Genomic DNA, 25,596 nt, shown 5'->3' on the forward strand with positions numbered 1-25,596 from the left:
AAGATACTACTTTTGCAAAAAAATAAAACAAATGACAAAACTTTATTTTGCTGCACTGACTCTTTTTAGTGTTAGTTTACAAGCTCAGGTGCAAAAAGATACCATTAATATTGATGAAGTAATCATTCATGAAAACAGGTTTAGTACGCCAATATCCAAGAAAAACAGAAACGTATATGTAATTGATAAAGCAACAATTGCAAAACTGCCGGGACGATCTGTTCAGGAAATTTTGCAATATGCCAATGGTGTCGATCTAAGACAGAGAGGACCTTTTGGAAGTCAGGCAGACGTAAGTGTCGATGGCGGAAGTTTCGAGCAAACTGTCGTTCTCGTAAACGGAACTAAAATAATTGACTCTCAAACGGCACATAATATGCTGAACCTGCCTATTCCGGTTGAGGTGATCGAGAGAATCGAAATTATTCGTGGTCCGGCTGCCCTTACTTACGGGATTAATAGCCTTACAGGAGCGATCAACATAATAACTAAAAAGCCAACAAAATCTGGTTTTATGGTAAATTCTTATGCAGGTTCGAATTTCGAAAAAGATACACAAGATACAGGAGATACATTTTACGGTACCGGAATTCAGGTTGGAGGGGTTTTAAGCAAAGAGAAACAGCAGCATTCGCTTTTTGCCTCTCACGATAAAAGCAATGGATACCGATATAATACCGCTTTCGAAAATAATAAAATATTCTATCAGGGTAATTACCAACTCAACGATAAAAATGAAATTTTAAGTTCGTTTGGTTATGTCAATAATGGCTTTGGTGCTAACGGATTTTATGCTGCGCCGGGAGATAAAAACTCAAGTGAGGTCGTTCAGACTACATTTGCATCGGTTCAATCTAAACATCAGTTATCTGAAAAATGGACATTGATGCCAAGATTGACTTACCGATACAATTATGATGATTATCGTTATTACGGAATTGCGAACCTAAACGCAGGAAGAAGTCAGCATTATACCAATTCGTTTGCAGCAGAAGTTAACTCATCGTATAAGATGGAAAATGGTGAATTGGGTTTTGGCGCAGAAGCAAGAAGCGAAGACATTAGTTCGTCTAATATTGGGCAGCACAATCGTGATAATTACGGTATTTACCTGCAATACAGAACAACTTTTATTGAAAAACTAGATGTGAATTTGGGAGCTTACCTAAATTATAATTCAGATTATAAATGGCAGGTTTATCCGGGGCTTGATGCCAGTTATGCGATAACAAATGCTTTTAAGATCATCGGGAATATCGGAACAAGTCAGCGTATTCCTTCGTTTACGGATTTATATCTCAACCAGCGCCCCGGAAATATCGGAAATCCTAATCTGGAAACCGAAAATGCTTTTCAGAGTGAAGTGGGATTCAAATACATCAAACGCGATTTTACTTTTAATGCTAATTATTTCTATAGAAAAATTAACAATTTTATAGACTGGACAAGAAATGTTACCACTGAACCTTATCAAAGTAACAACTACGGAAACCTGAATACAAACGGTTTTAATTTACGCACCAATTATAGTGCTCACTTTTCCGGAAATTCCAGGTTAAATATCAATCTGGCGTATTCGTATTTAGATTTCAAATTTCAGGATGTTATCCCGGTAGTGTATTCTAAGTATCTGGTTTCGTCATTAGAACATCAAATCACCAATACAATAGATTTTCAGCATAAAAATTTTACGGCTTTATTTGCAACTCGTTTCAGTCAGAGAGTGACAGGACCATCATATTGGGTAAATGACTTTAGGGTAAGTCAGGCGATCAAAAAAGTAACCGTTTATGTTGATGCCCAAAATATTTTCAATACAACATATTATGAAGTTGGAGCAGTTCCTCTTCCTTCGAGATGGTTTAGTTTAGGAGTGAAATTGGTGACTTTTTAAAAAATCTCTTATTTGTAATCAAGCATAAAAACGCCTTTAATCAGTTTATGATTAAAGGCGTTTATATTTACAGACACATTCTAAAATATTGAAAATCATTTTAGAATTAATTTTCTAAGTTTGTATAACCTCATCAGTCATGACGTTTATGCAGTACTTATAATTCTAAAAAGAATCCAACTTGAAAATTCCCATTTACAACCAGAGATCAGAAGCAGTCGGAGGTATTTATATCGCTGAATTAGCTGTATTGGGGAAAGATTCTGCTGTTATAAATAAATTAGGAACACATCGGGATGATTTTTATAACTTTTTTGTACTCACAAAAGGAAAAGTCATCATGAAATGTGATATGGTTGATGTAAAAATAGGCACCCCAAGTATTGTTGTTATTAAGCCATTTCAGGTTCATTCGCCACAATTTATTTCGCCGGATGCTGGCGGATATTACATTAGTGTAGCCCCGTTTTTAATTCCAAATAATTGTGCTGCCATTTTTCAGAACCTGAAAATCGCGGATCAGGTCAGTAAAATAGATAAATTTCAGAAGAAAGACATTTTAGAAACCGTGTCATTATTACACCGTTCTTTTGAAAATAGTACTTCAAATAAAACACCTATTGTCAATGGTCTTTTTAGTGCTTTGGTCTACCGTTTTGTAAATATTTATTCAGAATCAAATAAGTCAACAACGGAACTTAAAAATCAATCGGTACAGATTTATTCTAATTTTAAAACATTAATTTCTGATAATACTTTTTTAGAAAGTCCTTCTTTTTTTGCTAAAAAATTAAATGTCACCACTTCGCATTTAAACTATTGTGTGAATGTCGCGACAGGAAAATCGGTAACGTATTGGCTTCAGAACGCAATGATTTTAGAAGCACAACGATTATTGTATTATACCGCATATGATGTCAAGGAAATTGCTTTTATGTTGGGATTTGAAGATCATACGTATTTCTCCAGATTGTTTAAAAAAATAACAGATGAAACTCCTTTAGCCTTCCGGTTAAAATTCCGTGAATAGTCCAATCATTCCTATTTCTTCTTCAATTTATCCTTCTTGTTTTAGCTTCAATTTTGTATTGAAAATTAAAACAATCATTATGAATTCGATGCCCAGGATTATTGGAGATTTTATGGAACGGGCATTTACCAGCAAGATTTGCAAGGTAAATGTTGCCGCTACTAAAATGCTCAGCGAAAATGTAAAAATGATCCAATTCAAAGGTCATTTTCCGCATATCAATTTTAAAACAGGACAAGCCATAGTCATTAGAATAGATGACACAAATTATCGCAATTACACGCCCAGTAAATGGAATAGAGAAGAAGGATGGTTTGAAGTCATTTTTCATATTCATAAAAATGGTCCCGGAAGTTATTTTATTGAAAACCTAAAACCCAATGATCAGATAACAGTGGGTTTACCCCGGGGTTTTGAGTTTTTTAAAAAAGAAGAAAAGTACCATTTTTTTTATGGAGATGAAACTTGTATCAGTGTCTTTAAAAGTTTTAAAGATGAAATTAATGCTAATGAAAATAATTACTTAGGCATCTTAGAATTAGATGCAGGTGCTATTGAAGTCCCAAAGATGTTAGGGCTTGAAGTGGATATCGTGCAAAAGACAAACATCAAAGCCGAATTAGCAATAGAAATACTGAATAAATTAGATGCTAAAATTTGGGATTTATGGCAACATGGACAATTTTATTTAATGGGAAATGCAAAATCCATTCAGGCCTTTAGAAAAGTACTAAAAGAAAAAGGTGTTCTGAATAAAAAAATCTATACGCAGTCGTATTGGGCAGAAGGAAAAATCGGACTTTAGTTTGTTATTAACTGGTTTGGGGTGATTACTTCGTTTCGGTCTTAAAAAAATTAAACACATAGAAACATAGATTTATGTGTCGCAAAGGAGACAAAAAGAAATGTATTTCTTTCACATATATAGCTATGTGTATTGCAAATAAGTGAAACGCCTTTTTTAAGTAAGTAAAGCTATGTTTCTATGTTAAAATCATTGTTGTCAACGGATTATTATTGTAGTTAAGAGTAAGTTGAGATTGAGTTACTGCATTTTGGTACAATTTGGAACAACTGATTTTAATATTTTTTTGTCTTTAAATAGTAGTTTTGAGGTCAGACAAATTTAATTTTCCAAACCACTAAAAAAGGCTCAAAATGGTACATGAAAGAGTGATGGAGAAGCTGGGCATATTGGCCGATGCTGCAAAATATGACGTATCATGTTCGTCAGCATTAAGTAATCGAAAGAATAAGGATAAAGGATTAGGAGATGCTAAAGGATATGGCATCTGTCATTCGTTTACCGAAGACGGGCGTTGTGTCTCCTTGCTGAAAATCCTGTTGACCAATCATTGCATTTTTGACTGTGCGTATTGCGTAAGCCGAAAAAGCAATGACATAAAACGTGCTGCTTTTACCGTAGATGAGGTTGTCGATCTTACTATAGGTTTTTACAGGAGAAATTATATCGAAGGACTTTTTTTAAGTTCCGGTATCTTTGATAATGCCGATTATACGATGGAACGTTTGGTTCGGATTGCAAAGAAATTGCGATTAGAACACAATTTTAATGGTTACATTCACCTCAAAGCGATTCCCGGAGCAAGTGACGAATTATTGAAAGAAGCCGGAATGTACGCAGACCGGTTGAGTGTAAATGTCGAAATGCCAACAGAACAAAGCCTTAAATTACTGGCGCCCGATAAAAATCATGTCGATGTGATTAAACCCATGGAATATCTCAAAAATGAAATTGTCGGGTATAAAGAAGAAAAAAAACTCAATTATAAAGCACCACTTTTTGCTCCTGCAGGTCAGAGCACGCAAATGGTCATTGGCGCAACAAAAGAAAGTGATCTTGAGATTTTGGGCATGGCAGATTATTTCTATCAACAGATGAACATGAAACGGGTGTATTATTCCGGATATGTCCCAATTAGTTATGACAACCGCCTTCCCGCTATCGGAACTCCGGTTCCTGTTATACGTGAAAACCGTTTGTATCAGGCCGATTGGTTAATACGATATTACGGATTTAATGTCAATGAAATTGTTGGCTTCAACCAGCCTAATCTCGATCTGGACATCGATCCTAAACTGGGATGGGCTTTGCGAAACCTGAATCAGTTTCCTGTTGATATTAACACTGCAGATCTGGAACTTGTAAAACGGATTCCGGGGATTGGTTTTTTAGGGGCTCAGAAAATTGTAGCGGCAAGAAAATTTAAAAAACTGCTACCTCAGGATTTGCAAAAGTTGGGAATTGCTTATACGCGTGCCAAATATTTCCTTGCCTTTGCTTCCCCTTTTTTATTGCAAAAGGATTTAACGGCAATTCAGATTAAAGATCATATTTTAGATTCTCAAAAAAGTAAATATAAAAACGATTTCTCTAATCAGCTTTCTTTATTCTGACTACTTATGACACAAGTAATTTATGACGGAACTTATGAAGGCTGGCTCACAGCAGTATTTGAAATTTATGAGTATAAACTAAAAGATATTATTTTTGCTAAAAAAGAGCCTTTGGGAACATTGCTTTTTTCGACTAATTATTTTGTTGTAACCAATCCTGACAAAGCAAAACGCGTTGCAAACGGTTTGAAACAACGGCTTTCAGAAGAAGGTTTTAGAAGAATTTATGGTACATTTTTATCAGAAGTGCATCAGGCAGAAGAAATCATGTTTCGGTTCGCGGAATATGTCTTTTCAAGCTCAAAAAATGTAGAAGAAGATCTGAGCAACAGCGAAGTTTGGGAGGTCAGGAAAGCGGCAAGATTAACGGCTAAAGAAAGCCATCGGATGGAAGCCTTTGTTCGTTTCAAATTAACCAAAGATCAATTGTATTATGCCATAGTTGAGCCGGATTGTGATGTATTGCCACTTATAGAAAGTCATTTTAAAAACCGCTACACAGATCAGCGTTGGCTGATATATGACGCAAAACGTAAATACGGAATTTATTATGACCTTGTAAATGTAGCAACAGTAACATTACAATTCAATCCGAAATCTGCTTCTTCAAAAGCCTTGACTGAAATCTGCGATGAAGAGGAAGAATTTTTTCAGAATCTGTGGAAACGTTATTTCAGTAGTGTCAATATTGAGTCGAGAAAAAACATGAGACTTCATCTTCAGCACATGCGAAAAAGATATTGGAAGAACCTGACAGAGAAAATTCCGGATTTCAAAAAGTAAATAATGACAACTTTTAAAATGATACCATAAAACCCGCCTAAATCAATTCTAAATATATCTTAATTTCTCCTCTTCAATATCTAAATAATGCATCTGGCGTCTTACGATGGCTTCGTCTAAGGTTTGATCTTCTTTGTTTTTATTGATCAGCCATTGCCTTTGTTTGTCTAACAAGTCGAGATAGATTACTTTAAGTTCTTTTCCTATTTGTTCATCATCAATGCCATTGCTGTATTGTTCCCATTTCTGAATAAGATGCTGTAGCGAAGTATTACTTTCGACCTGATCGCTGTAATTGGTTTTTAGATAATCTAAAGCAAATTCGGCTAATTTGTGACGCAGGTTATTATGCGCTTCTTCTTTTGGCAGAGGATCATAGACATCGGTAAGATTAATTTTTTTAATGAAATAAGGCAATGTTAGCCCCTGAATGACCAGAGTCAAAAGAATAACGATAAAAGTAATAAATAAAATAAGATTTCTTTGTGGAAAACCGTTGCCGTTATTAAGATAAACAGGTATAGATAAGGCAGCAGCCAATGATACTACGCCTCTCATTCCGGTCCAGCCCAATATAAATGGAGTTTTATAACCGGGATTTCTGCTATCCGCCACTGTAATAAAATTTCTCGCAATAAGCGTGACAAGGACAGCCCCGTAAGAAGATAAAATTCTACTAATAATCAGAACAAAAGTTATCAGAACGCCATAGCCAATTGCTGACGGAATGCTAACAGCTTCAACCTTAAGACCGTCTGTGATTTGTGGCAGATCTAAGCCAATCAGCATAAACACAAAACCATTCAGAATAAAAGTAAGACTCTGCCAAACATTTATACCCTGCAAACGAGATTTACTACTCAAAAATCGGTGACGGTTATTAGACAATAGCAATCCGCCACATACAACGGCCAGTACACCGGAACTATGCACTTCTTCGGCAGCAAGATAAATAATATACGGTGTAAGTAATGACAAAACGATATCTACATTAGCATCTGTAGGCAAATATTTATGCGCTTTCATGAAAAGCCAGCCAATTAATAATCCAATTCCAACGCCGCCAAAAATCATCCAGCTAAAACTCATTGCAGCTTTATAAAATATAAATTGCTCAGTTGCTACAGCAATCATTGCAAATCTGAAAATAATTAAGGAAGAGGTATCATTCAGCAAACTTTCGCCTTCTAAAATTGATGAAATAGTTTTGGGTACTTTTACAAATTTCAAAATAGCACCGGCACTTACTGCATCAGGAGGTGATACAATTCCACCCAAAACAAAACCTAATGCTAATGAAAAACCGGGAATAATATAATTCGCAACCAAGGCGACAGATAATGCCGAAACAAAAACAACTACAAAGGCAAAACTCGTAATAATACGTCGCCAGCGCCACATTTCTTTCCATGAAACCGTCCACGAAGCCTCATACAATAAAGGGGGCAGGAAAATAAAGAATATAAGTTCAGGTTCTATTTTTATAGCGGGTACGCCAGGAATAAAACTGATAGCCAATCCAGCCAATACTAATAATATTGGGTAGGCTACTTTTATTTTATTAGCCAACATGATCAGTAATAAAATAACAATTAACAGGCCTAAATAAAAAGGGAAGTTATCAAGCATTCTTTTGGTTTATAAATCTTTAGTATCATTCTTAGTTCAAGCTTCTGTATTCAATGGGTGTAAAACCGGTATTCTTTTTAAACATTCGATTAAAATGCTGTGGATATTTAAAACCCAGTTCAGCTGCAATTTGACTAACCGGTTTATTGGTGTCGAAAATTCGTTCTTTAGCTAAGTTAATCAATTTTAACTGAATGTGTTCCTGCGCAGATTTACCGGTCTCTTTTTTGATCAGATCCCCAAAATAATTAGGAGAAAGATGCAGTTGATCAGCAAAATAGCCAACAGAAGGCAAACCTGAATCCTGTGCATTTTCAGATTGGAAATAAGCATTGAGCAAATTTTCAAATTTTGTCAGGATATCAGTATTGATGTTCTCACGGGTAATAAATTGCCTGTCATAAAACCGAACGCAATAATTTAAAAGCAACTCAATATTGGTGCTTATAATAGTTTTACTGTGTTTGTCGATAGACTGACTTATTTCATATTCTAATTTACTAAATAAATCTTTTATAATCTGTTGTTCTTTTAAAGATAAATGAAGGGCTTCATGCGAGTCATAAGAAAAAAAGGAATATTTACTTATGTTTTTGGCTAGTGGAGTACCTTTTAAGAGATCAGGATGAAACAAAAGTGCTAATCCTGTGGGGTGATAATCTTCGGGGTTATTGACTTCAAGTACTTGTCCCGGTGCTACAAAAACCAATGTTCCGTCATCATAGTCATAATTATTACGGCCATATTTTAGTTCACCACAATTTCCGGCTTTTAAAAATATCGTATAAAAACCAAAATGCATTCGGGTATGATTGGGTAATGTTTTGGTATTAGAATTGTCAAAAACACTTATTAAAGGATGCTGCGTTTCAATACCTTTTAATTGATTGTATTGCGCGATTCTTTCAAGTTTTATAATAGAATCCATGATGTGTCTATTCAAATTAGCTACACAAATATACTATTCAGATTATTAATAACTTAGCATGATGGTTTAAATCAGTAAAAATGGTAAGAATAGCAGTAATATGTATCATATGAAGATCATATTATTAAAGGAAATTTGTAGTATTAAAAATGATAACAAACGTATCATGTAAATGTTTTTAAAAATAAAATTATGGAAAAGAGAATATTAGGAACGCAAGGATTAGAGGTTTCTGCCTTAGGATTGGGTTGTATGGGATTAAGTTTTGCATATGGCACTGTGATAGAGAAACAACACGCTATAAAAATAATCAGGGAAGCCTATGAGCAGGGAATTACTTTTTTTGATACTGCCGAAGCGTATGGCATTGCCAATGAAGAATTGGTAGGAGAAGCTTTGAGCCCGTTTAGAAAAGAAGTGGTGATTGCGACCAAATTTGGTTTTAAAGGAGGAAATGCGCTGAACGGACAAGACAGCCGACCGGAAAATATCAGGGCAGTTGCCGAAGAATCTTTAAGACGTTTGAAAACGGATGTTATTGATTTGTTTTATCAACACAGAGTCGATCCAAATGTGCCAATAGAAGATGTTGCCGGAACCGTTAAAGATTTGATACAGGAAGGAAAAGTAAAATACTTTGGAATGTCTGAAGCTGGTGTAGCATCGATTAGAAAAGCACATGCCGTGCAACCCGTATCTGCTTTACAAAGCGAATATTCTATCTGGTGGAGAGAACCTGAATTGGAAATTTTGCCAACACTAGAAGAATTAGGAATTGGTTTTGTACCCTTTAGCCCTTTAGGACGAGGATTTTTAACCGGTGCAATTACTGAAAGTACCAATTTTGAAGCTACCGATTTTAGAAATACTTTGCCTCGTTTTAGTGAAGAAAACAGAAAGGCAAATCAAAAACTAGTTGATTTACTTACTGCAATTGCTTCTCAGAAACAAGCAACTCCTGCTCAAATTGCATTGGGTTGGCTGTTGGCACAAAAACCGTGGATTGCACCAATTCCGGGGACTACAAAATCACACCGATTAACAGAAAATATTGGTGGAGCCTCAATTCATTTATCTGCAGAGGATGTTAAAAATATTGACGATGCTTTTGCCCAGACGACAATACAAGGAGATCGATATCCTGCTCATTTTCAAAAGACAGTAGGCAAATAAAAAACAAACCCCTTAAATAATTAAACTATTTAAGGGGTTTGTTTTTTATATAAAAAGTGATTTAGAAAATAAGGTTATTTGCCTTGTAATAATTTTTCTAAATATTCGATTTTATCTTTTTCAGCTTGTAGCAAACGTTCGTAAAGTTTTTTGTTTTCTTCCATTGATTCCATTAGTTTATCCAATGGATTGAAAGTACAATAGTTTGAATTCACAGGTCCGTTTAAAGTGCTGTCATTAAATGTGTTAAAATAACTAATCATACTTTCTTCTGAGAAATTTTTAATTGCTTCTACACTCATTCCAAGTGCCTCTGCGACTTCTAAAAGTTTTTTATCATCAATAGTTTCGCTGTTTTCTATTGCAGATACAGTTTGTTGAGAGATTCCTAAAGCGTCAGCTAATGCTTCTTGTTTCATGTCTTTCAATTCACGAATACGGCTAATTTTTCGCCCTATATGATATGGTTTTGTTATTGTGCTCATAGTTCAAAGATATTTAAAATTCTTTAAATTTTTTCTGGTTTGGTAAAACACACTGTTGCAGCTGTAAAATACATTTTTATAAGGCTGTATAAAAAAGTTTGTACATATTATGCGTTTAAACAAAAATACAATTTTTCAGACAAAGTTGTTGTGAAATATATTTATTAGAGGTTTCTTGTGTGTTTTAAATTATATTCATCTGCAATATCTGTCCAGTCATCTCTCCATGATTTGTGAAAATAAATTTCTGCTTGGTGCCAATCTTCTTCATCCCATTCGTCTCTTTCATCGGTTAATTTTAATCTTTCAGTAATAACGGCATCAATTAAAAAGCAAAGGAACTCATCAAAATCATCTGCTATAACTGAAATAGGTTCTGGATCTCCGGCAGGTAAATATAAAATCTGACCAGACTTTCCTTGAATATTGGGATCGTAGTCAATGCATAAAAAATTTCCTGAACCATCATGAGCAAAGGGGATTCTTTTTACAGAATATAATTCATTCTTAATTTTGTCCTTTTGATATATAGAATCCGGTTCTCCCTGACCGGCTGATATTAGGAAAAAATCCCATTGCGATTTTATATCTTCAATTTCTAAAAATCCAAATCCTGCCATTACTCCAAGGATTTCTTTTTCACCATTATATACTTTTAACAAATCTGTATATGACTTTGGTAAAGTTTGATTGACTAATTTTTCTAAATCCAGTATATCCTTTTCGTTTGCTCCCTCATTCATCAGGGAATCAAAAATATCTAATTTTGATTTAAAAGCTTCCTTTAATTGGTCAATCAATATGTTGGTCATTAGTAATTTTGATTAATAATTTTACTTCTCTTCTTCTAAACCATCAACAGCAGAAATCTGGTCCAGTATATTAGTTTGGTTGGGCGAAATATAGTTTTTTATTTCAGGAGTGTTTTCTTTCTTAAAAAGAATATCTAATGCATTATAAAGTCGTAATAAAACTTCCTTGTCTTCTTTTTCAATTTCTAAAGCAGTATTAAAATTAAAAACATAATTATTCGAATTGCGTACTTCTACTTTTATCGTTTTTGATGTGATTTTAAATTTAACTATATCCATTGTTTCTTCTTTTTTAGATATTTTAGGTGTTCTTATGAAGTTCTTTTAAACAAAACTACAATAAAAAAACCCTAATCAATTGATGATTAGGGTTTTGTTTTTTGTAGCGAGGACGGGAGTTGAACCCGTGACCTCAGGGTTATGAATCCTGCGCTCTAACCAACTGAGCTACCTCGCCAAGATTGCAAGTGAACCGTGTTCCTCATTGCGGGTGCAAAGATAGAAATATTATTAAAGCTTCCAAGAATAAAATGAAGAAAAAATAAATTTTTTAAAAATGCATTGTTTTTGGACATATATTCTTATATTTCCAAAAAATTAAAAGTAGCACATGGATCCAAAAATACGTTACGAAATCGAGTTTCCGATCAATTCTTCGCCGCAATTATTGTATCAATATATATCAACGCCGTCAGGTTTATCAGAATGGTTTGCAGATAATGTAAATTCAAGAGGCGAATTCTTTACTTTTATCTGGAATGATTCCCAGGAAAAAGCACGTTTGGCTTCTAAAAAAACCGGAGAAAAAGTAAAATTCAAATGGGTTGATGAAAGCAGCAAGGATACGGAATACTTTTTTGAACTACATATTTTAGTTGATGAATTGACTAAAGATGTGTCATTAATGGTTGTTGATTTCGCAGAAAAAGAAGAAGTGGGAGAAGCTAAACAATTGTGGGAGAATCAGATCTCAGACCTGAAACATCTTATAGGATCTGTTTAGTAAAATTCTATTTTATACCTTATATTTGCCCTGAACAAAATTCAGGGTTTTTTTTATGATCAATTTTAACGGAAATATAGTAGCGGAAGAGGACAATATATTAACTCAAAATCGTGCTTTTTTGTATGGAGATGGTGTTTTTGAAACACTAAAAATAGTCAATAATAAAATCTTATTTCTTGAAGATCATTATTTTAGGTTAATGGCTTCGATGCGTGTGGTTCGAATGGAAATTCCCATGAACTTTACGATGGAATATTTCGAAGAACAGGTTTTAAGCTTGGTGAACCAAAAAAAAATTTCGGCATCAGCCAGAGCAAGGATCACTGTTTTTAGAAAAGACGGAGGATTATATTTGCCTAAAACCAATGAAGTTTCCTTTTTAATTCACGCAACTGCCCTTGAAGGTGTTTCGTATGCTCTAAATACTGCCCAATATGAAGTTGATTTGTACAAAGACTTCTATGTGACCAAACAATTATTATCGTCTATTAAAACGACTAATAAAATGATTAATGTTACCGGAAGTATTTTTGCACACGAAAATGGGCTTGCCAACTGTATTTTAGTCAATGATACTAAAAATGTGGTAGAGGCATTACAAGGTAATTTATTTATGGTCGTAGGAAAAAAAATGATCACGCCACCAATTTCTGAAGGATGTCTGAACGGAATTATGCGTAAACAAATATTGGCATTAGCTAAAAAAGTAGAAGGCATAGAAGTAGTAGAAGAAATAATTTCGCCATTTGATCTTCAAAAAGCGGACGAATTATTTCTGACAAATGTAATCACGGGGATACAACCGATAACAAAGTATCGAAAAAAGGAGTTTACAAGTAATCTGGCTCATTTATTAGTGCAAAAACTAAATGAATCCATTTCTGAAAATTAATTCAGATATGGATTTTCAGGTGCATTCGACCAAATAAGATAATCGCCTCCAAGCTCGATAATTTGCTCCTTCCAAAAATGGGTGGTTGACTTTCCGATAATTTTATTTTTATAACTATTATCAGTGATGATCCATGAGTTTCCCTGCATTTCATTCTCAAGCTGATTTTCGTCCCAACCGGTATAGCCTAAGAAAAAACGAATATTGTTTTTACCAATAGATCCGTCGTTTATCAAGTCTTTAGTCGATTCAAAATCACCTCCCCAATAAATCCCATTCGAAATTTCAACACTATTAGGTATCAATTCCGGGATATTGTGAATAAAATAAAGGTTGTCTTGTTCAACAGGCCCCCCGTTATATATTTTGAAAGTGGCTTCAATTTCAGGTATCAGGTCATTAATAGTGTACTTTAAGGGTTTATTAATGATGAAACCTATTGATCCTTCTTTGTTATGGTCTGCTAATAAAATTACCGATCTATTAAAAGATAAATCTCCAATTATAGAAGGCTCGGCAATAAGCAGGTGTCCTTTTTTTAATTTTTCTGAAATCATACGGCTACAATTTTTATTAAATTTAATAATAAAATTTTTAAAATCCCAAATAAAAACGTTAAACCGCATAAAAAAACCCTCCATGAGGAGGGTTTTGATTATATTATAAGTTTAGAGAACTTTCTTACTTAGTTCACTGCACCTTCTAATTCAGCTCCAGCTTTAAATTTCACTACATTTTTAGCAGCAATCTGAATAGTTTTTCCTGTTTGAGGGTTTCTACCATCTCTTGCAGCTCTCGCAGAAACTGACCAAGATCCAAAACCTACTAAAGAAACTCTTCCACCTTTTTTCAAAGTAGCTCCTACATTTCCTAAAAATGACTCTAAAGCTAATTTTGCCGCAGCTTTTGTAATTCCTGCATCAGCAGCGATAGCATCGATTAATTCTGATTTGTTCATAATAATTAGTTATTAATTGTTGGTTAAAAAAAATTGTTAATACACAAATTTAGTAGGAAATCCGTTCCTTGCAAGTGTTTTCTTTAATTTTAGCAAAAATTGTTGATAACTTGCTTTTTTTGTTCATAACGCAAGTTGTTTTTCGCTCAAAATCAGGTAAAAACCCTTGTTTTATTGACCTTAATAGACCTTTGCGCTATCAGAAAAAGTTAATCCGTTTAATAGCTCAGCAACTTGCATTCTCTTTTTTCCGGGCAATTGCAAACTTAAAAGTTGGATAAAGCCTTCTTTGATCGCAATTTTGATTTCTTTTTTGCTGCTAATCAAGCTTCCAACTTCGTAAGAATGGCTTTCCGGAACTAGTTTTGCCTCATATATTTTGATGCTTAATTCTTCGTTTTTGTCCTTTAAGAAGCACCATGATGCCGGATATGGGCTTAAACCACGAATCAAATTATTGATTTCATCCCCGGATTTGGTCCAGTCGATCTTACAATTTTCCTTATTGAGTTTGTAAGCCGTTTTAATTTTGGCATCATCTTCCTGAATTGTTGTGGTTAAATTTCCGCTTTCGATAACCTTCAGGGTTTCAATTACGGTTTTACTTCCTAATAACATTAATCGGTCATGCAATTGTCCTGCATTTTCTTCCGGTTCAATAGCGATTTCCGAATTTAAGATCATCGCACCAGTATCTATTTTGTCATCAATAAAGAAAGTAGTAACGCCGGTTTTGGTTTCTCCATTAATAATAGCCCAGTTAATAGGTGCAGCACCACGGTAATTGGGTAACAAAGAAGCATGAAGGTTAAAAGTGCCTAAACCTGGCATCTCCCAGACTACTTTTGGTAACATTCTAAAAGCTACTACAATTTGTAAATTGGCATTTAAGGCTTTTAATTTTGCAAGAAAACTTTCGTCTTTTAAATTTGTGGGTTGTAATAAGGTAAGATTATTTGCCAGTGCATATTCTTTTACTGCTGAATATTTTATTTTTTGTCCGCGTCCTGCCGGTTTATCTGCGGCGGTGATAACGCCAACAACATCGTAATTGTTTTTGATAATGGTATCCAAAATGCCAACGGCAAATTCAGGAGTTCCCATGAATATGATTCTTAATTTTTCCATTATAATTTTAAAGTATATTTGTTATTCGCCTGAATCGTGATGTAATTATTTTCAAGTAATTCCTGAAGTGCCATAACCACATCATTGGCATCTAGTTTTATTGTAGTTTCAATTTCTCTCGAAGTCAAAGCAGTTGTTTTTAATACGTGCAGAATTTTATCTGCAATAGAATCGGCTTCGGTGATTTTTCCTTTTTGTGTAATACAATAAGAGCAAACTCCGCAATTGGAAGTGGTTTCCTCTCCAAAATAATCCAGGATCAATCGGTTCTTACAGGTTTTATTGTCCTTTATATAATGTAATACAGATAAAAGTTGGTCTTTTTTAAGCTGATTCTGTTTTTCCAGGTATTTTGCAACTCTGTTTATGGTTAGATTGTCTTCGCGAACTTCATTAAATAATATAGTAGCGTCGTTATTTTTTGATTTGTATTCGATAATTTCTTTCTCTTTTAGTTTTTCTAAAACAGCTGCAACCTGTGCCTCGGTATGATTTGATTTTTTTGCAATCAATGAGATATTAAAAGGGGTTTTCATTTCGTAAATCCCCGGGTATGTTCTCAAAATCGCCAGAATAATTTCTTCATCATTCGAATTCAGGCTTGTGTATCGAATCACTTCTTTTGATTCAATTAAAAACTGCATGGTGATCTTTTCAGAGAATTCCTGAGACATTGTAATGATGCCTTGTTGATTCAAAAACTGCAACGCATTATATGTTTTAAGGGTAGGGAAGTCGTACTTCTGGCAAAAATGATTGAGCTTAAAGGAAAACGAATCATCTAAACCTTCGCCGTAAGCAATCTGAAAATAGTTGCAAAGTTTAATATACATTGCATTCAGAAATTTTTTATCCGGCAGAATGCTTAAAAATTGTTGGTCAGTTTGATTGCTGTCTGAAGAATTAGTTAAAACAACCGAAAAAGCTTTTTCGCCATTTCGTCCCGCTCTTCCGGATTCCTGGTAGTAGTTTTCTATGTTCTCAGGCAATTGGGTATGAATAACTGTTTTTACATTGTCTTTGTCGATTCCCATTCCAAACGCATTAGTGGCTACAATAACCTGTACTTGTTCAGACATCCACAATTGCATGTTTTTATCTTTTTCTTTTGATGAAAGTCCCCCGTGATAATACGTCGCTTTGAACCCTAAAGATTGCAATTGCGTCGACATATTCAGACATGATTTTCTGTTTCGTACATATATAATAGAAGGCTGCGGATTTTTCTTTAGAATTTGTTCTACACGATACAATTTGTCTTCGACTTCGAAAACCATGTACGCGATATTTTTTCTTTCAAAAGATTGCTGAAAAAGTATGGGATCTTTTAACCCCAATTCCGTTTTAATATCTTCTATCACTCTTGGAGTTGCCGTTGCAGTCAAAGCTAGAAACGGAATCTTTGGAAAGTGTTTTTTAAGTTCTGAAATCTTCAGATAAGCCGGGCGAAAATCATGTCCCCATTGCGAAACACAGTGTGCTTCATCAATAGCAATTAAATTTATTGGAAGATTTTTAATACGTTCCAAGATCCAATCAGACTGAAGTCGTTCAGGAGAAAGGTATAAAAATTTATAATTGCCGTATTGGCAATTGTCCAGAAGATCTATGATTTCCTCTGTATGAATTCCTCCTGTAAGTGCAATTGCTTTTATATCTCGCTTTTGCAAATTCGCTACCTGATCTTTCATTAAGGCAACCAAAGGTGAAACCACTAAGCAGATACCTTTTTGCATCATTGCCGGAACCTGAAAACAGATTGATTTTCCGCCTCCGGTTGGGAGCAGGGCAAAAGTATCCTGACCGTCCAGAACCGATTGAATAATTTCTTCTTGTAACGGTCTGAAACTGTCGTGTTTCCAGTATTTTAAAAGAATTTCCTGAGCTTCCGGCATTGGTCTTATTTTAAAGTTAAAAAATTTAGAAATCAGTTTCTAGTTTTACAACTTTAAAACACGCCTAAATTTTATCTAAGATATAAAGAATTCTGTTCTCTACTGTATCTTTCGGTACTTCAATTAAGTCGTAACCGTATTTCTTGTAGGTTTCAACAAGATGTTTCTGGATTTTTAATGCTTGTTCAAAATTCTCATAGCGCTCTGTATCACATTCGTAAATTTCTTCCCAAGGAGGTAAAATAAAAGTTTTAGAATATTTAAAATCTTCACAAGCTTTTATAAAGTGCGCCGGATAATCATCGCCAATATAATCCATATAAGCAACAACATCTGGAATTCCGCGATCTATAAAAACTACCTCGTCAGGTTCTTCAAGAGCATCTTCAAATTGTTTAATGCGACCTTCCAGCAACATTTCGCTAAACAATAGAGGTTGTTCAAGAAACAATTGATCGATTCCTCGCTGTTGTGCTTCGAGTGTAACTTGTCTTGAAATTTCAGGATAACAACAGTAGCCACGCGCTACTAATTCGTTGATAAGAGTAGATTTTCCCGTTCCCGGGCCACCAATGAGAACTATGATTTGTTTTTGCACTTTCTTAAAATAAAGCGCAAATTTACCTAAACTTATTGTATTTAAAAAGATTATTTTGCCTTGAGCGAATGATTTCGCAATTATTGAACACATCACAAGTTTTTCGGACCTTTTATTTCATTCATTTTTTTTGTTTAAAATAAAAAAGCGGTCTCATTTTAATCTCTTTTTAAAGATTGCATTGACATGATCAAATGGTTTGTAATGTAAAAAATGGACTAATATGAGTCATGTGTTTTTAGTAGTAATTTTCTTTTATTTAAGTGTAATACTTAATTATTGTAAATATAATCCTATATTTGTAACTAAAAGATTCTCGGTATTTCCCTACTTAAAAATAAAAATCTCTTTTTTAAATTAATTTTTAATACTAATAGTATTGCAAAATGATAATCTAAACTATTTTATTATGATAAAAACAATTAATTTTTTTTTGCTATTGTTCTTAATTCTAACAGTAAGTTGTAGTAGCGATGATGATAACAACTCTCACTCAAATACGAATCAGGCTTATCCGGTAACTGTACAAAATAAATATCCTATAATATTAGTGCATGGCATGCTTGGATGGGGACGTAACGAAATGGACGGATTTCATTATTGGGGAGGAAAAGGTGATATTCAGGAAGACTTAAAAAAAGAAGGATATCAGGTATATACCGCCTCAATGGGGCCGATATCGAGTAATTGGGACCGAGCCATAGAACTTTATTATTATATCAAGGGAGGAACGGTAGATTATGGTGCTGTTCACTCGCAAAAATATGGACATAGTCGTTATGGCAAAACGTTTGCAGGAGTTTATCCGCGATGGGATGGGGTAAGTAAAGTACATTTAGTGGGCCATAGTATGGGTGGTCCAACTCCTCGTTACCTTATAGAACTTTTAGAAAATGGAGATGTTCAGGAAACTGCTTACGTTCCGGCAATTGGAGAGGCGCCAACGGCAGATTTGTTTAAAGGAGGAAAAAAATGGGTACACAGCCTTACAACTGTTGCCGGTGTACATAACGGGGCTTTGACAGCAGATTATTTTGAGTTTAGAGAAACATTAGAAAAAATGTTTTTTGGATTGGCAGGACTTGCAGGAGTGACAAATGAAAATTTTTACGACTTTGATTTAGAGCAATGGGGTATTAAGCGCAATGCCGGAGAGACAATTGTGACTTATTTTGAGAGAATAAAGGGTAATGATTTTTGGAACAGTCAGGACAATTGTATGTATGATCTTTCTGTAAAAGCATCTGATTTGCAAAATAAGAATGCAAAAGCATCTTCAAGTGTGTATTATGCTTCGTATAACATAGACGGCACCGAAGACGATAACAATGATTGTATCAGGAAACCTCTTAAGTCAATGATGGAAATGTTAAAACCAGATGCCATAAAAGTTGGTTCAACAACAATATCTCTTCCTTTTGGTTACATGGCTTGGAGGCCAAGTGATGGTTTGGTTAGTATTCCCTCTGCTCAATATCCCATAGGAGAGAAACATCAAATGATGGATCCTGTAAAAAGAATGCTGTCGCCAATGGGAACCTGGGACGTACATCCTACTATTATGGGCTTAGATCATATGAGTATTGTAATACCTGATGATAAGGCATCAACGTATAAATATTTATTAGATTTCTATTCACAAATCGCTCAGGATGTATCTTATTTACCTAGATAATTTGAAGTTTATGAATATAAAAAGAACAACCGTAAGGTTGTTTTTTGCTATTAGTGAAATGGGTTTGAATAAAATCAGATTCAAAATATTTATAAGAAGAGAATTTATTAGGCATTTTTAGGGAATAAAGTTCCTGTTGATGAATTCAATCTTTTGCTTTCTAAAGAAAAATGCAAAAGGATTTCTTCCGAAACTTCGGGGTCATAACTGCTAACTAGGAAGTGTGGGTTTGTTTGTGAATTATTTCAATGATTGCGATATATTTAAGATTTCCAGAATCTTGAAATTGGTTCTGTTAAAAGATAAATTGCTGAATTTTCAAAAAGCTTTAGAATGATTTCAAAAAAGTCGATCTCGAAATTTTGGGACACTTGTTATTAAAAAACAACCATAAATTTCTAAAATATTGCTGCAGCTGGACTGGACTAAAGTCCAGCCCTACAAAATAAATCGTTCCTCCGGAACTGAAATAAAAAGAGCCATGGGCTCGGCTAATATTACAGGGCTGGACTTTAGTCCAGTGCTCGAAAATGAATCATTTCCCGGAACTGAAATGAAAAAGAGCCATAGGCTCGGCTAATATTATAGGGTTGGACTTTAGTCCAGCGCTAGAAAATAAATGGTTCCTCCGGAGCTGAGATAATAAAGAGCCATTGGCTCGGCTAATATTACGGGGCTGGACTAGATTCCAGCGCTAGAAAATAAATGGTTCCTCCGGAGCTGAAATAATAAAGAGCCATTGGCTCGGCTAATATTACGGGGCTGGACTAGATTCCAGCGCTAGAAAATAAATGGTTCATCCGGAACTGAAATAAAAAAAGAGCCATAGGCTCGGCCAATATTGTAGGGCTGGACTTTAGTCCAGTTTATATAAGAAGATTATAATATTGACAATTTTATTTTATACATAATTGACTCTCTAGAAAAGTACATGATTTATGTACATTAAGAAAAGCAGAACTAAAATAAATGAACTAGAAGATCCGTATAAAATTCCCCAACCTGTATGGTTTAAATTAGTATTTCGGTTTTTGAAGAACAGTTTAATTACTAATCCAATTATTGCAGATATAAAACAAATGATTAGAACTGGATTAATATTATCCAGAATTTTTAATTTAACGATAATTACATATTGAATAATGAGCGTGACTATAAAAGAGATAGTTTTCATTTTTTGATTTAAGCTTGATTAGTCACAAAACAAGTATTTTCCAGAACCCGAAATTTTCTTCTCCGAAGGAATAATAATATGCGATTCAAATCTTTTTCCTTTCAAAACATCGTTTACAAAATCCAGAACATATTGTTGTCCCTGATGGAAAAGATAACCCGAGAATTCATGTCCGCCACCACAAAAAGTAATTAGTTCAATATCTTTATGTAAATCATTCATATGATTGTAAACCGCATAAGATCCAAAAAGAATCAGCCAGCCGGAAGCATTTGTTGGGCAGGAACGATGAGAACCCGCCGCATAAGGAACCGTATCATCATTATTTCCGTGTGCCAATAACATCGGAATCGCTTTTTCTTTTGTGATTAAATTGATATCCTGAATAGCGCCTGATCCGCCGATGAAACCAGCGTATTTAAAATTTTGAGGTAAGTTGCTTTTGTATAAATTCATCAGTTTATAATCCCAAAAAGAGGCGTGAAAACCAATTTCTGCACCGGCACTAATTCCTGAAATGAATATTTTAGAGCAATCAAGATTGTATTTATTGGCATTTTCGATCAAAAATGAAGTTGCCTGCCACATATCGCTCACGCCAATCTGGATAGCCTTTATTTTTTCGGTCAAAGTTCCTTTACAGCCAAAATCTTTTCCTTTCATATATAAACTGTACGAAATGCTGGCAACTGCATAACCGTTTTTCGCCATAAAGATTCCAAAGTCTTTTTCGTTTGTGCGTTCCCCACCGGAAAATCCTCCTCCAAAAGCAAAAATAATAAGCGGAGTTTTTTCATTGGTTTTCTTTTGAGGTAAATACAAATCTAAATCAAGTTTGATAGTATCATTCTGAAAATAAGTCATTGTTTTAATTTCCTGTGCTTGAGTATTGTGAAAAGTGAGAATTGTAAAAAGTAAAAAGATATTTTTTTTCATAATTAAGTGTTTTTTTTTGAATAGCGCAAAGCCGCAAGAACGCAAAGCCCAAAAAAAGCAAAACTTAAAAAACTTTGCGACTCTGTACCTTTTCGTGCATTTTTTGGGCAATGTTCTTCAAATATAAGAGGAAATTTTACAAAGAAATAAACTTGTAAAGCTTTTTTCTTTGCAGGTTTGAACCTCTGTAACTTTGCACCTTTAAAACAAAGTTTTAGAATAAAAAAAATCTAAAACCTAAAATCTGAAATCTGAAATCAAAAACGTATATTTGCCTTCTATTTTAATATACGAATGGAGAGCGATAAAGAAAAAAACAGTGCTGAATTTTACGAAAGATTAAAGGTCGAGTTAGATAACTCAAATACTTGGCCTGCAGAATATTTGTATAAATTTATAATGCCTTCAGTAGGCGATAATGTTGAGCGGGTTGAAAAAGCTTTTGACAGTATGGGCGCGGTGATTAAAACAACAAAATCTAAAACAGGTAAATTTACCAGTGTTTCTGTAGATGTTACAATGCATAGTGCTGATCACGTGATTAGCAAATACATTGAAGTTTCTACAATAGAAGGTATAGTTTCATTATAAGTTATGGTCGAAAAATATAAAAAAGAAGTCGCGAATGACGTTGTTTTTAATTTAGAATATAATTCTGAAAGACAACGTTTACTAATTCCGGAATATGGTCGTCATTTGCAAAAACTAATCGATCAGGCTACTATTATCGAAGATGCTGAAACGCGCAACAAAGCTGCGAAATACATCATTCAGGTTATGGGAAGTCTGAATCCGCATTTGCGTGACGTACCCGATTTTCAACATAAATTATGGGATCAGCTTTTTATCATGTCTGATTTTAAATTAAATGTAGAATCCCCATATCCAATTCCGTCGAGAGATGTATTACAATTAAAACCCGATGTTTTACAGTATCCGCAAAACTTCCCGAAATACAGATTTTATGGTAATAATATCAAATATATGATTGATGTTGCCAATAAGTGGGAAGATGGTGAAATGAAAAACGCATTGGTCCTCGTAATTGCCAACCACATGAAAAAATCGTATTTAAGCTGGAATAAAGACACCGTAAAAGACGATGTGATTTTTGAGCATTTATACGAATTGTCAGGAGGTAAAATCAATTTGTTGCAAAGTACAGAAGAGCTTTTGAATACGACAGATTTATTGCGTACCAACAAACGTATGTCGAATAAAATTACACCGGCCGGCCCGCCTAAAATCCAAAGTAATAAAAACAATAATAAAGGAGGGAAGCCAAAACCTTTTCAAAAAAACAATAATCAGAAGTAAAAAAAGTCGCTAAGTGTCTAAGGTGCTATGTTGCTAAGGTTTTTTTGCAAAGAGAAAAACTTAGAAGCTCATTAGCTTAGTAACTCAGAACCTAAAAAATAAACAATCAGAAATAAAAAAAGTTGCTAAGCAGCTAAGCTACTAAGAGAAAAAACTTAGGACCTCAGAACCTTAGTAACTCAGAAACTCTAAAAAAAGAATATGGGAATTTTTAAAATCGAGGGAGGAATTCCTTTAAAAGGAGAAATCACTCCGCAAGGAGCAAAGAATGAGGCATTACAAATTTTATGTGCCGTGCTTCTAACGGGTGATAAAGTTAGAATTAATAATATTCCCGATATTATTGACATTAATAAATTAATCACATTGTTGGGTAATTTAGGAGTAAAAATTCAACGAAATGAACCAGGTTCGATTACGTTTCAGGCCGATGAGGTTAATGTTGGATATTTAGAAACAGAAGCTTTCAAAAAAGAAGGCGGAGCATTACGTGGTTCTATTATGATTGTTGGACCGCTTTTGGCACGTTTCGGAAAAGGATATATTCCAAAACCGGGAGGAGATAAAATAGGTCGTCGTAGATTAGATACACACTTTGAAGGTTTTATTAACCTTGGAGCAAAATTCAGATACAACAGAGAAGATCACTTTTATGGAGTAGAATCTCCAAAAGAAGGGCTGAAAGGTACCGATATGTTGCTTGATGAAGCATCAGTAACCGGAACAGCAAATATTGTGATGGCGGCAGTTTTGGCAAAAGGAAAAACTACAGTTTACAACGCAGCTTGTGAACCTTACTTACAACAATTGTGTAAAATGTTGAACTCTATGGGAGCTAACATTACAGGCGTTGGATCGAACTTATTGACTATCGAAGGTGTTGAAAGCCTTGGAGGATGTGAGCACACAATTCTTCCGGATATGATCGAAATTGGTTCATGGATTGGTCTTGCAGCGATGACAAAAAGCGAAATCACAATCAAAAATGTAAGCTGGGACAACTTAGGTTTAATTCCAAATACATTTAGAAAATTAGGTATCACAATCGAAAAGCGTGGTGATGATATTTACATTCCTGCTCACAAAAATGGGTACGAAGTAAAAACAGATATTGACGGTTCTATCCTGACAATTGCAGATGCACCATGGCCGGGATTTACGCCTGACTTATTGAGTATTGTTTTGGTTGTGGCTACACAAGCAAAAGGCGATGTTTTGATTCACCAGAAAATGTTCGAAAGCCGTTTGTTCTTCGTAGATAAATTAATTGACATGGGAGCAAAAATTATGTTATGCGATCCGCACAGAGCGGTGGTTATGGGGCATAATTTTGAATCTCAACTAAAAGCAACCACAATGTCTTCTCCTGATATTCGTGCGGGGATTTCATTATTAATTGCAGCCTTGTCAGCAAAAGGTACAAGTACAATTCAGAATATTGAACAAATCGATCGTGGATACGAGCGTATCGATGAGCGTTTAAGAGCAATTGGAGCAAAAATTGTGAGAGCATAAAAAGTTTGCCACAAATTTCACCAATTACACCAATTCTTAATTTTTAAAATTCAATTACTCAAATTTTATTAAAAAAAATTAGTGTAATAATAAACAATCTTAGTTTTTGTGTAATTCGTGAAATTTGTGGCGAAAAAAAATAGTCTAAATGACAAATGAACAAAAAGCTATAAAAGCTACTATTTTTAGTATAGTTGGAAACACCTGCCTGGCCATTATAAAAGGCTTAGCAGGTTTTTTTGGCAATTCTTATGCCCTGATTGCAGATGCGATCGAATCAACGACGGATATTTTTTCGTCTTGTTTGGTTTTATTCGGAATCAAATATTCAAACAAACCGCCGGATGAAAACCACCCTTACGGGCATGGTCGTGCAGAACCACTAATTACCTTTTTGGTTGTTGGTTTTTTAATTACTTCGGCAACAATTATTGGATACGAAAGTATTGCGAACATTCAGAATCCGCATGATCTGCCAAAATCATGGACCTTGTATGTTTTGGGTGCTATTATTGTCTGGAAAGAATATTCGTTTCGTCTAGTAATGAAGCGTAGCAAACAAACGAATAGTTCATCATTAGCAGCTGATGCCTGGCACCATCGCAGTGATGCTATTACTTCTGTAGCAGCATTTGTGGGGATTTCGATTGCGCTAATTATGGGAAAAGGATATGAATCAGCAGATGATTGGGCGGCACTTTTTGCTGCTTTTTTTATCTTATACAATAGCTATAAAATTTTCAGGCCAGCGCTTGGTGAAATTATGGACGAAAATTTAAACGATGACTTAGTCGAAGAAATCCGCATAAAATCTTTAACAGTTATTGGTATCCTGGGTACAGAAAAATGCTTTATCCGTAAAGCCGGAATGAAATATCACGTTGATCTTCATGCTATCGTGTCAGCTAAAATTTCAGTAAAAGAAGGACATGATTTATCACATAAACTACAGGATACCCTAAGGGAAAAAATACCTCAATTGGGGAATGTTTTAATACATATTGAACCGGATGATTATCATTAGAAAAAGGTTCAAAGTGGTAAAGGTGCTATGGTTTTCTTTGTAACGATAAAATCTTTAAATCCGCTTATTCTTTTGAGTAAGCGGATTTTTTTGTGGGCGTTCCCTTCGGTCGGGCTATTCGCTATATCTTTTTATTTTTAAAGGAAAAATAAAAAGGATATCGCTTCTATCCCTAACGCAATCTTGAGTAAAAAGGAGTTTTAGATTCTGATTTTTATACGATTACATTGTAGTTCGGGCGGAGTAGGGAGCCTGTTAAGCATTTCGACTTCGCTCAATATGACAAAACAGAGAGTTTTTTTTATAGTATGTTCGACAAGTTTCTC

Annotated in this window: 24 protein-coding genes and 1 tRNA gene; 13 read left to right on the forward strand and 12 right to left on the reverse strand. The window is 34.6% G+C overall.

The annotated features are described in order from the left end of the window. Positions 1-31 precede the first annotated feature (31 nt). From ACQY44_RS06820 to ACQY44_RS06840, 5 genes are all read left to right on the forward strand, one after another. Positions 32-1,894, forward strand: a complete 1,863-nt coding sequence (locus tag ACQY44_RS06820; protein ID WP_428229657.1) for a TonB-dependent receptor plug domain-containing protein — start codon at positions 32-34, stop codon at positions 1,892-1,894. Between the two features lie 181 nt (positions 1,895-2,075). Further along, a complete protein-coding gene (locus tag ACQY44_RS06825; protein ID WP_428229658.1) occupies positions 2,076-2,924 on the forward strand; it encodes an AraC family transcriptional regulator in 849 nt (282 codons plus the stop codon). A gap of 79 nt (positions 2,925-3,003) precedes the next feature. Further along, complete coding sequence (locus ACQY44_RS06830) at positions 3,004-3,729, forward strand: siderophore-interacting protein (RefSeq protein ID WP_428229659.1); 726 nt, start codon at positions 3,004-3,006, stop codon at positions 3,727-3,729. A gap of 353 nt (positions 3,730-4,082) precedes the next feature. Continuing rightward, positions 4,083-5,342, forward strand: a complete 1,260-nt coding sequence (locus ACQY44_RS06835; protein WP_428229660.1) for a putative DNA modification/repair radical SAM protein — start codon at positions 4,083-4,085, stop codon at positions 5,340-5,342. Positions 5,343-5,348: 6 nt separating this feature from the next. Beyond that, the gene (locus ACQY44_RS06840) at positions 5,349-6,125 is read left to right on the forward strand and encodes a TIGR03915 family putative DNA repair protein (protein WP_428229661.1); all 777 of its coding nucleotides are present in this window, start codon (positions 5,349-5,351) and stop codon (positions 6,123-6,125) included. A 48-nt stretch (positions 6,126-6,173) separates the two neighbouring features. Here ACQY44_RS06840 and ACQY44_RS06845 read toward each other — a convergent pair whose 3' ends face one another. Together ACQY44_RS06845 and ACQY44_RS06850 are read right to left on the reverse strand one after the other, a co-directional pair. After that, positions 6,174-7,754 carry a Na+/H+ antiporter gene (locus ACQY44_RS06845; RefSeq protein ID WP_428229662.1) on the reverse strand — a complete coding sequence of 527 codons (1,581 nt, stop codon included), beginning with the start codon at positions 7,752-7,754 and terminating at the stop codon, positions 6,174-6,176. A 31-nt stretch (positions 7,755-7,785) separates the two neighbouring features. After that, entirely contained in the window at positions 7,786-8,682 is an 897-nt protein-coding gene (locus tag ACQY44_RS06850; RefSeq protein ID WP_428229663.1) for a helix-turn-helix domain-containing protein, read from the reverse strand. Between the two features lie 192 nt (positions 8,683-8,874). Between ACQY44_RS06850 and ACQY44_RS06855 the strand changes: the two genes are divergently transcribed. Continuing rightward, on the forward strand, positions 8,875-9,855 hold the full coding sequence (locus tag ACQY44_RS06855) for an aldo/keto reductase (RefSeq protein WP_428229664.1): 981 nt from the start codon (positions 8,875-8,877) through the stop codon (positions 9,853-9,855). Between the two features lie 74 nt (positions 9,856-9,929). On the opposite strand, the gene ACQY44_RS06860 is transcribed toward ACQY44_RS06855, so the two are convergent. The 4 genes from ACQY44_RS06860 to ACQY44_RS06875 form a co-directional block, all read right to left on the reverse strand. Then, positions 9,930-10,340, reverse strand: coding sequence for a helix-turn-helix domain-containing protein (locus ACQY44_RS06860; RefSeq protein ID WP_428229665.1), 411 nt, complete (start codon positions 10,338-10,340; stop codon positions 9,930-9,932). Positions 10,341-10,504: 164 nt separating this feature from the next. Then, positions 10,505-11,152 (reverse strand): SMI1/KNR4 family protein, encoded by a 648-nt coding sequence (locus ACQY44_RS06865; RefSeq protein WP_428229666.1) that lies wholly within the window; start codon positions 11,150-11,152, stop codon positions 10,505-10,507. A 21-nt stretch (positions 11,153-11,173) separates the two neighbouring features. Continuing rightward, complete coding sequence (locus ACQY44_RS06870) at positions 11,174-11,431, reverse strand: hypothetical protein (protein WP_428229667.1); 258 nt, start codon at positions 11,429-11,431, stop codon at positions 11,174-11,176. Between the two features lie 104 nt (positions 11,432-11,535). Then, a tRNA-Met gene (locus tag ACQY44_RS06875) sits at positions 11,536-11,609 on the reverse strand. Between the two features lie 153 nt (positions 11,610-11,762). Between ACQY44_RS06875 and ACQY44_RS06880 the strand changes: the two genes are divergently transcribed. After that, positions 11,763-12,155 (forward strand): START-like domain-containing protein, encoded by a 393-nt coding sequence (locus tag ACQY44_RS06880; RefSeq protein WP_026984135.1) that lies wholly within the window; start codon positions 11,763-11,765, stop codon positions 12,153-12,155. A 55-nt stretch (positions 12,156-12,210) separates the two neighbouring features. Then, positions 12,211-13,050, forward strand: a complete 840-nt coding sequence (locus ACQY44_RS06885) for an aminotransferase class IV (protein WP_428229668.1) — start codon at positions 12,211-12,213, stop codon at positions 13,048-13,050. Here the strand turns inward: ACQY44_RS06885 and ACQY44_RS06890 are convergent. The 5 genes from ACQY44_RS06890 to ACQY44_RS06910 all read right to left on the reverse strand — a co-directional run bounded on the left by ACQY44_RS06890 (position 13,047) and on the right by ACQY44_RS06910 (position 17,629). Further along, positions 13,047-13,607 carry a YqgE/AlgH family protein gene (locus ACQY44_RS06890; RefSeq protein ID WP_428229669.1) on the reverse strand — a complete coding sequence of 187 codons (561 nt, stop codon included), beginning with the start codon at positions 13,605-13,607 and terminating at the stop codon, positions 13,047-13,049. The two genes, ACQY44_RS06885 and ACQY44_RS06890, sit on opposite strands and share 4 nt — an antisense overlap. A gap of 128 nt (positions 13,608-13,735) precedes the next feature. After that, entirely contained in the window at positions 13,736-14,008 is a 273-nt protein-coding gene (locus ACQY44_RS06895) for an HU family DNA-binding protein (protein WP_017498096.1), read from the reverse strand. A 180-nt stretch (positions 14,009-14,188) separates the two neighbouring features. Continuing rightward, complete coding sequence (gene fmt, locus ACQY44_RS06900; protein ID WP_428229670.1) at positions 14,189-15,136, reverse strand: methionyl-tRNA formyltransferase; 948 nt, start codon at positions 15,134-15,136, stop codon at positions 14,189-14,191. Next, positions 15,136-17,031, reverse strand: a complete 1,896-nt coding sequence (locus tag ACQY44_RS06905) for a RecQ family ATP-dependent DNA helicase (RefSeq protein ID WP_428229671.1) — start codon at positions 17,029-17,031, stop codon at positions 15,136-15,138. The genes fmt and ACQY44_RS06905 overlap by 1 nt, the downstream gene beginning before the upstream one ends. A gap of 64 nt (positions 17,032-17,095) precedes the next feature. Continuing rightward, on the reverse strand, positions 17,096-17,629 hold the full coding sequence (locus tag ACQY44_RS06910) for an AAA family ATPase (protein ID WP_428229901.1): 534 nt from the start codon (positions 17,627-17,629) through the stop codon (positions 17,096-17,098). 409 nt (positions 17,630-18,038) lie between these two features. On the opposite strand from ACQY44_RS06910, the gene ACQY44_RS06915 reads away from it, so the two are divergent. Beyond that, positions 18,039-19,304 (forward strand): esterase/lipase family protein, encoded by a 1,266-nt coding sequence (locus ACQY44_RS06915; protein WP_428229672.1) that lies wholly within the window; start codon positions 18,039-18,041, stop codon positions 19,302-19,304. Between the two features lie 1,192 nt (positions 19,305-20,496). On the opposite strand, the gene ACQY44_RS06920 is transcribed toward ACQY44_RS06915, so the two are convergent. Continuing rightward, a complete protein-coding gene (locus ACQY44_RS06920; protein WP_428229673.1) occupies positions 20,497-21,414 on the reverse strand; it encodes a carboxylesterase family protein in 918 nt (305 codons plus the stop codon). Positions 21,415-21,708: 294 nt separating this feature from the next. Between ACQY44_RS06920 and ACQY44_RS06925 the strand changes: the two genes are divergently transcribed. The 4 genes from ACQY44_RS06925 to ACQY44_RS06940 all read left to right on the forward strand — a co-directional run bounded on the left by ACQY44_RS06925 (position 21,709) and on the right by ACQY44_RS06940 (position 25,270). Then, the gene (locus ACQY44_RS06925) at positions 21,709-22,005 is read left to right on the forward strand and encodes a DUF493 family protein (protein WP_428229674.1); all 297 of its coding nucleotides are present in this window, start codon (positions 21,709-21,711) and stop codon (positions 22,003-22,005) included. 3 nt (positions 22,006-22,008) lie between these two features. Beyond that, positions 22,009-22,731, forward strand: coding sequence for a DUF4290 domain-containing protein (locus ACQY44_RS06930; RefSeq protein WP_428229675.1), 723 nt, complete (start codon positions 22,009-22,011; stop codon positions 22,729-22,731). 201 nt (positions 22,732-22,932) lie between these two features. Continuing rightward, a complete protein-coding gene (murA, locus tag ACQY44_RS06935) occupies positions 22,933-24,246 on the forward strand; it encodes a UDP-N-acetylglucosamine 1-carboxyvinyltransferase (protein ID WP_428229676.1) in 1,314 nt (437 codons plus the stop codon). A 148-nt stretch (positions 24,247-24,394) separates the two neighbouring features. Continuing rightward, positions 24,395-25,270, forward strand: coding sequence for a cation diffusion facilitator family transporter (locus ACQY44_RS06940; protein WP_428229677.1), 876 nt, complete (start codon positions 24,395-24,397; stop codon positions 25,268-25,270). Positions 25,271-25,596 lie beyond the last annotated feature (326 nt).

The organism is Flavobacterium sp. (genome assembly GCF_965277525.1).
In the GTDB taxonomy this organism is placed as follows: Bacteria; Bacteroidota; Bacteroidia; order Flavobacteriales; family Flavobacteriaceae; genus Flavobacterium.

Coding starts and splice junctions, on each gene's coding strand:
- ACQY44_RS06820 (WP_428229657.1), top strand. CDS start 32: ATGACAAAACTTTATTTTGCTGCACTGACTCTTTTTAGTGTTAGTTTA.
- ACQY44_RS06830 (WP_428229659.1), top strand. CDS start 3,004: ATGAATTCGATGCCCAGGATTATTGGAGATTTTATGGAACGGGCATTT.
- ACQY44_RS06835 (WP_428229660.1), top strand. CDS start 4,083: ATGGTACATGAAAGAGTGATGGAGAAGCTGGGCATATTGGCCGATGCT.
- ACQY44_RS06840 (WP_428229661.1), top strand. CDS start 5,349: ATGACACAAGTAATTTATGACGGAACTTATGAAGGCTGGCTCACAGCA.
- ACQY44_RS06845 (WP_428229662.1), bottom strand. CDS start 7,754: ATGCTTGATAACTTCCCTTTTTATTTAGGCCTGTTAATTGTTATTTTA.
- ACQY44_RS06850 (WP_428229663.1), bottom strand. CDS start 8,682: ATGGATTCTATTATAAAACTTGAAAGAATCGCGCAATACAATCAATTA.
- ACQY44_RS06855 (WP_428229664.1), top strand. CDS start 8,875: ATGGAAAAGAGAATATTAGGAACGCAAGGATTAGAGGTTTCTGCCTTA.
- ACQY44_RS06860 (WP_428229665.1), bottom strand. CDS start 10,340: ATGAGCACAATAACAAAACCATATCATATAGGGCGAAAAATTAGCCGT.
- ACQY44_RS06865 (WP_428229666.1), bottom strand. CDS start 11,152: ATGACCAACATATTGATTGACCAATTAAAGGAAGCTTTTAAATCAAAA.
- ACQY44_RS06870 (WP_428229667.1), bottom strand. CDS start 11,431: ATGGATATAGTTAAATTTAAAATCACATCAAAAACGATAAAAGTAGAA.
- ACQY44_RS06880 (WP_026984135.1), top strand. CDS start 11,763: ATGGATCCAAAAATACGTTACGAAATCGAGTTTCCGATCAATTCTTCG.
- ACQY44_RS06885 (WP_428229668.1), top strand. CDS start 12,211: ATGATCAATTTTAACGGAAATATAGTAGCGGAAGAGGACAATATATTA.
- ACQY44_RS06890 (WP_428229669.1), bottom strand. CDS start 13,607: ATGATTTCAGAAAAATTAAAAAAAGGACACCTGCTTATTGCCGAGCCT.
- ACQY44_RS06895 (WP_017498096.1), bottom strand. CDS start 14,008: ATGAACAAATCAGAATTAATCGATGCTATCGCTGCTGATGCAGGAATT.
- fmt (WP_428229670.1), bottom strand. CDS start 15,136: ATGGAAAAATTAAGAATCATATTCATGGGAACTCCTGAATTTGCCGTT.
- ACQY44_RS06905 (WP_428229671.1), bottom strand. CDS start 17,031: ATGCCGGAAGCTCAGGAAATTCTTTTAAAATACTGGAAACACGACAGT.
- ACQY44_RS06915 (WP_428229672.1), top strand. CDS start 18,039: ATGATAAAAACAATTAATTTTTTTTTGCTATTGTTCTTAATTCTAACA.
- ACQY44_RS06920 (WP_428229673.1), bottom strand. CDS start 21,414: ATGAAAAAAAATATCTTTTTACTTTTTACAATTCTCACTTTTCACAAT.
- ACQY44_RS06925 (WP_428229674.1), top strand. CDS start 21,709: ATGGAGAGCGATAAAGAAAAAAACAGTGCTGAATTTTACGAAAGATTA.
- ACQY44_RS06930 (WP_428229675.1), top strand. CDS start 22,009: ATGGTCGAAAAATATAAAAAAGAAGTCGCGAATGACGTTGTTTTTAAT.
- murA (WP_428229676.1), top strand. CDS start 22,933: ATGGGAATTTTTAAAATCGAGGGAGGAATTCCTTTAAAAGGAGAAATC.
- ACQY44_RS06940 (WP_428229677.1), top strand. CDS start 24,395: ATGACAAATGAACAAAAAGCTATAAAAGCTACTATTTTTAGTATAGTT.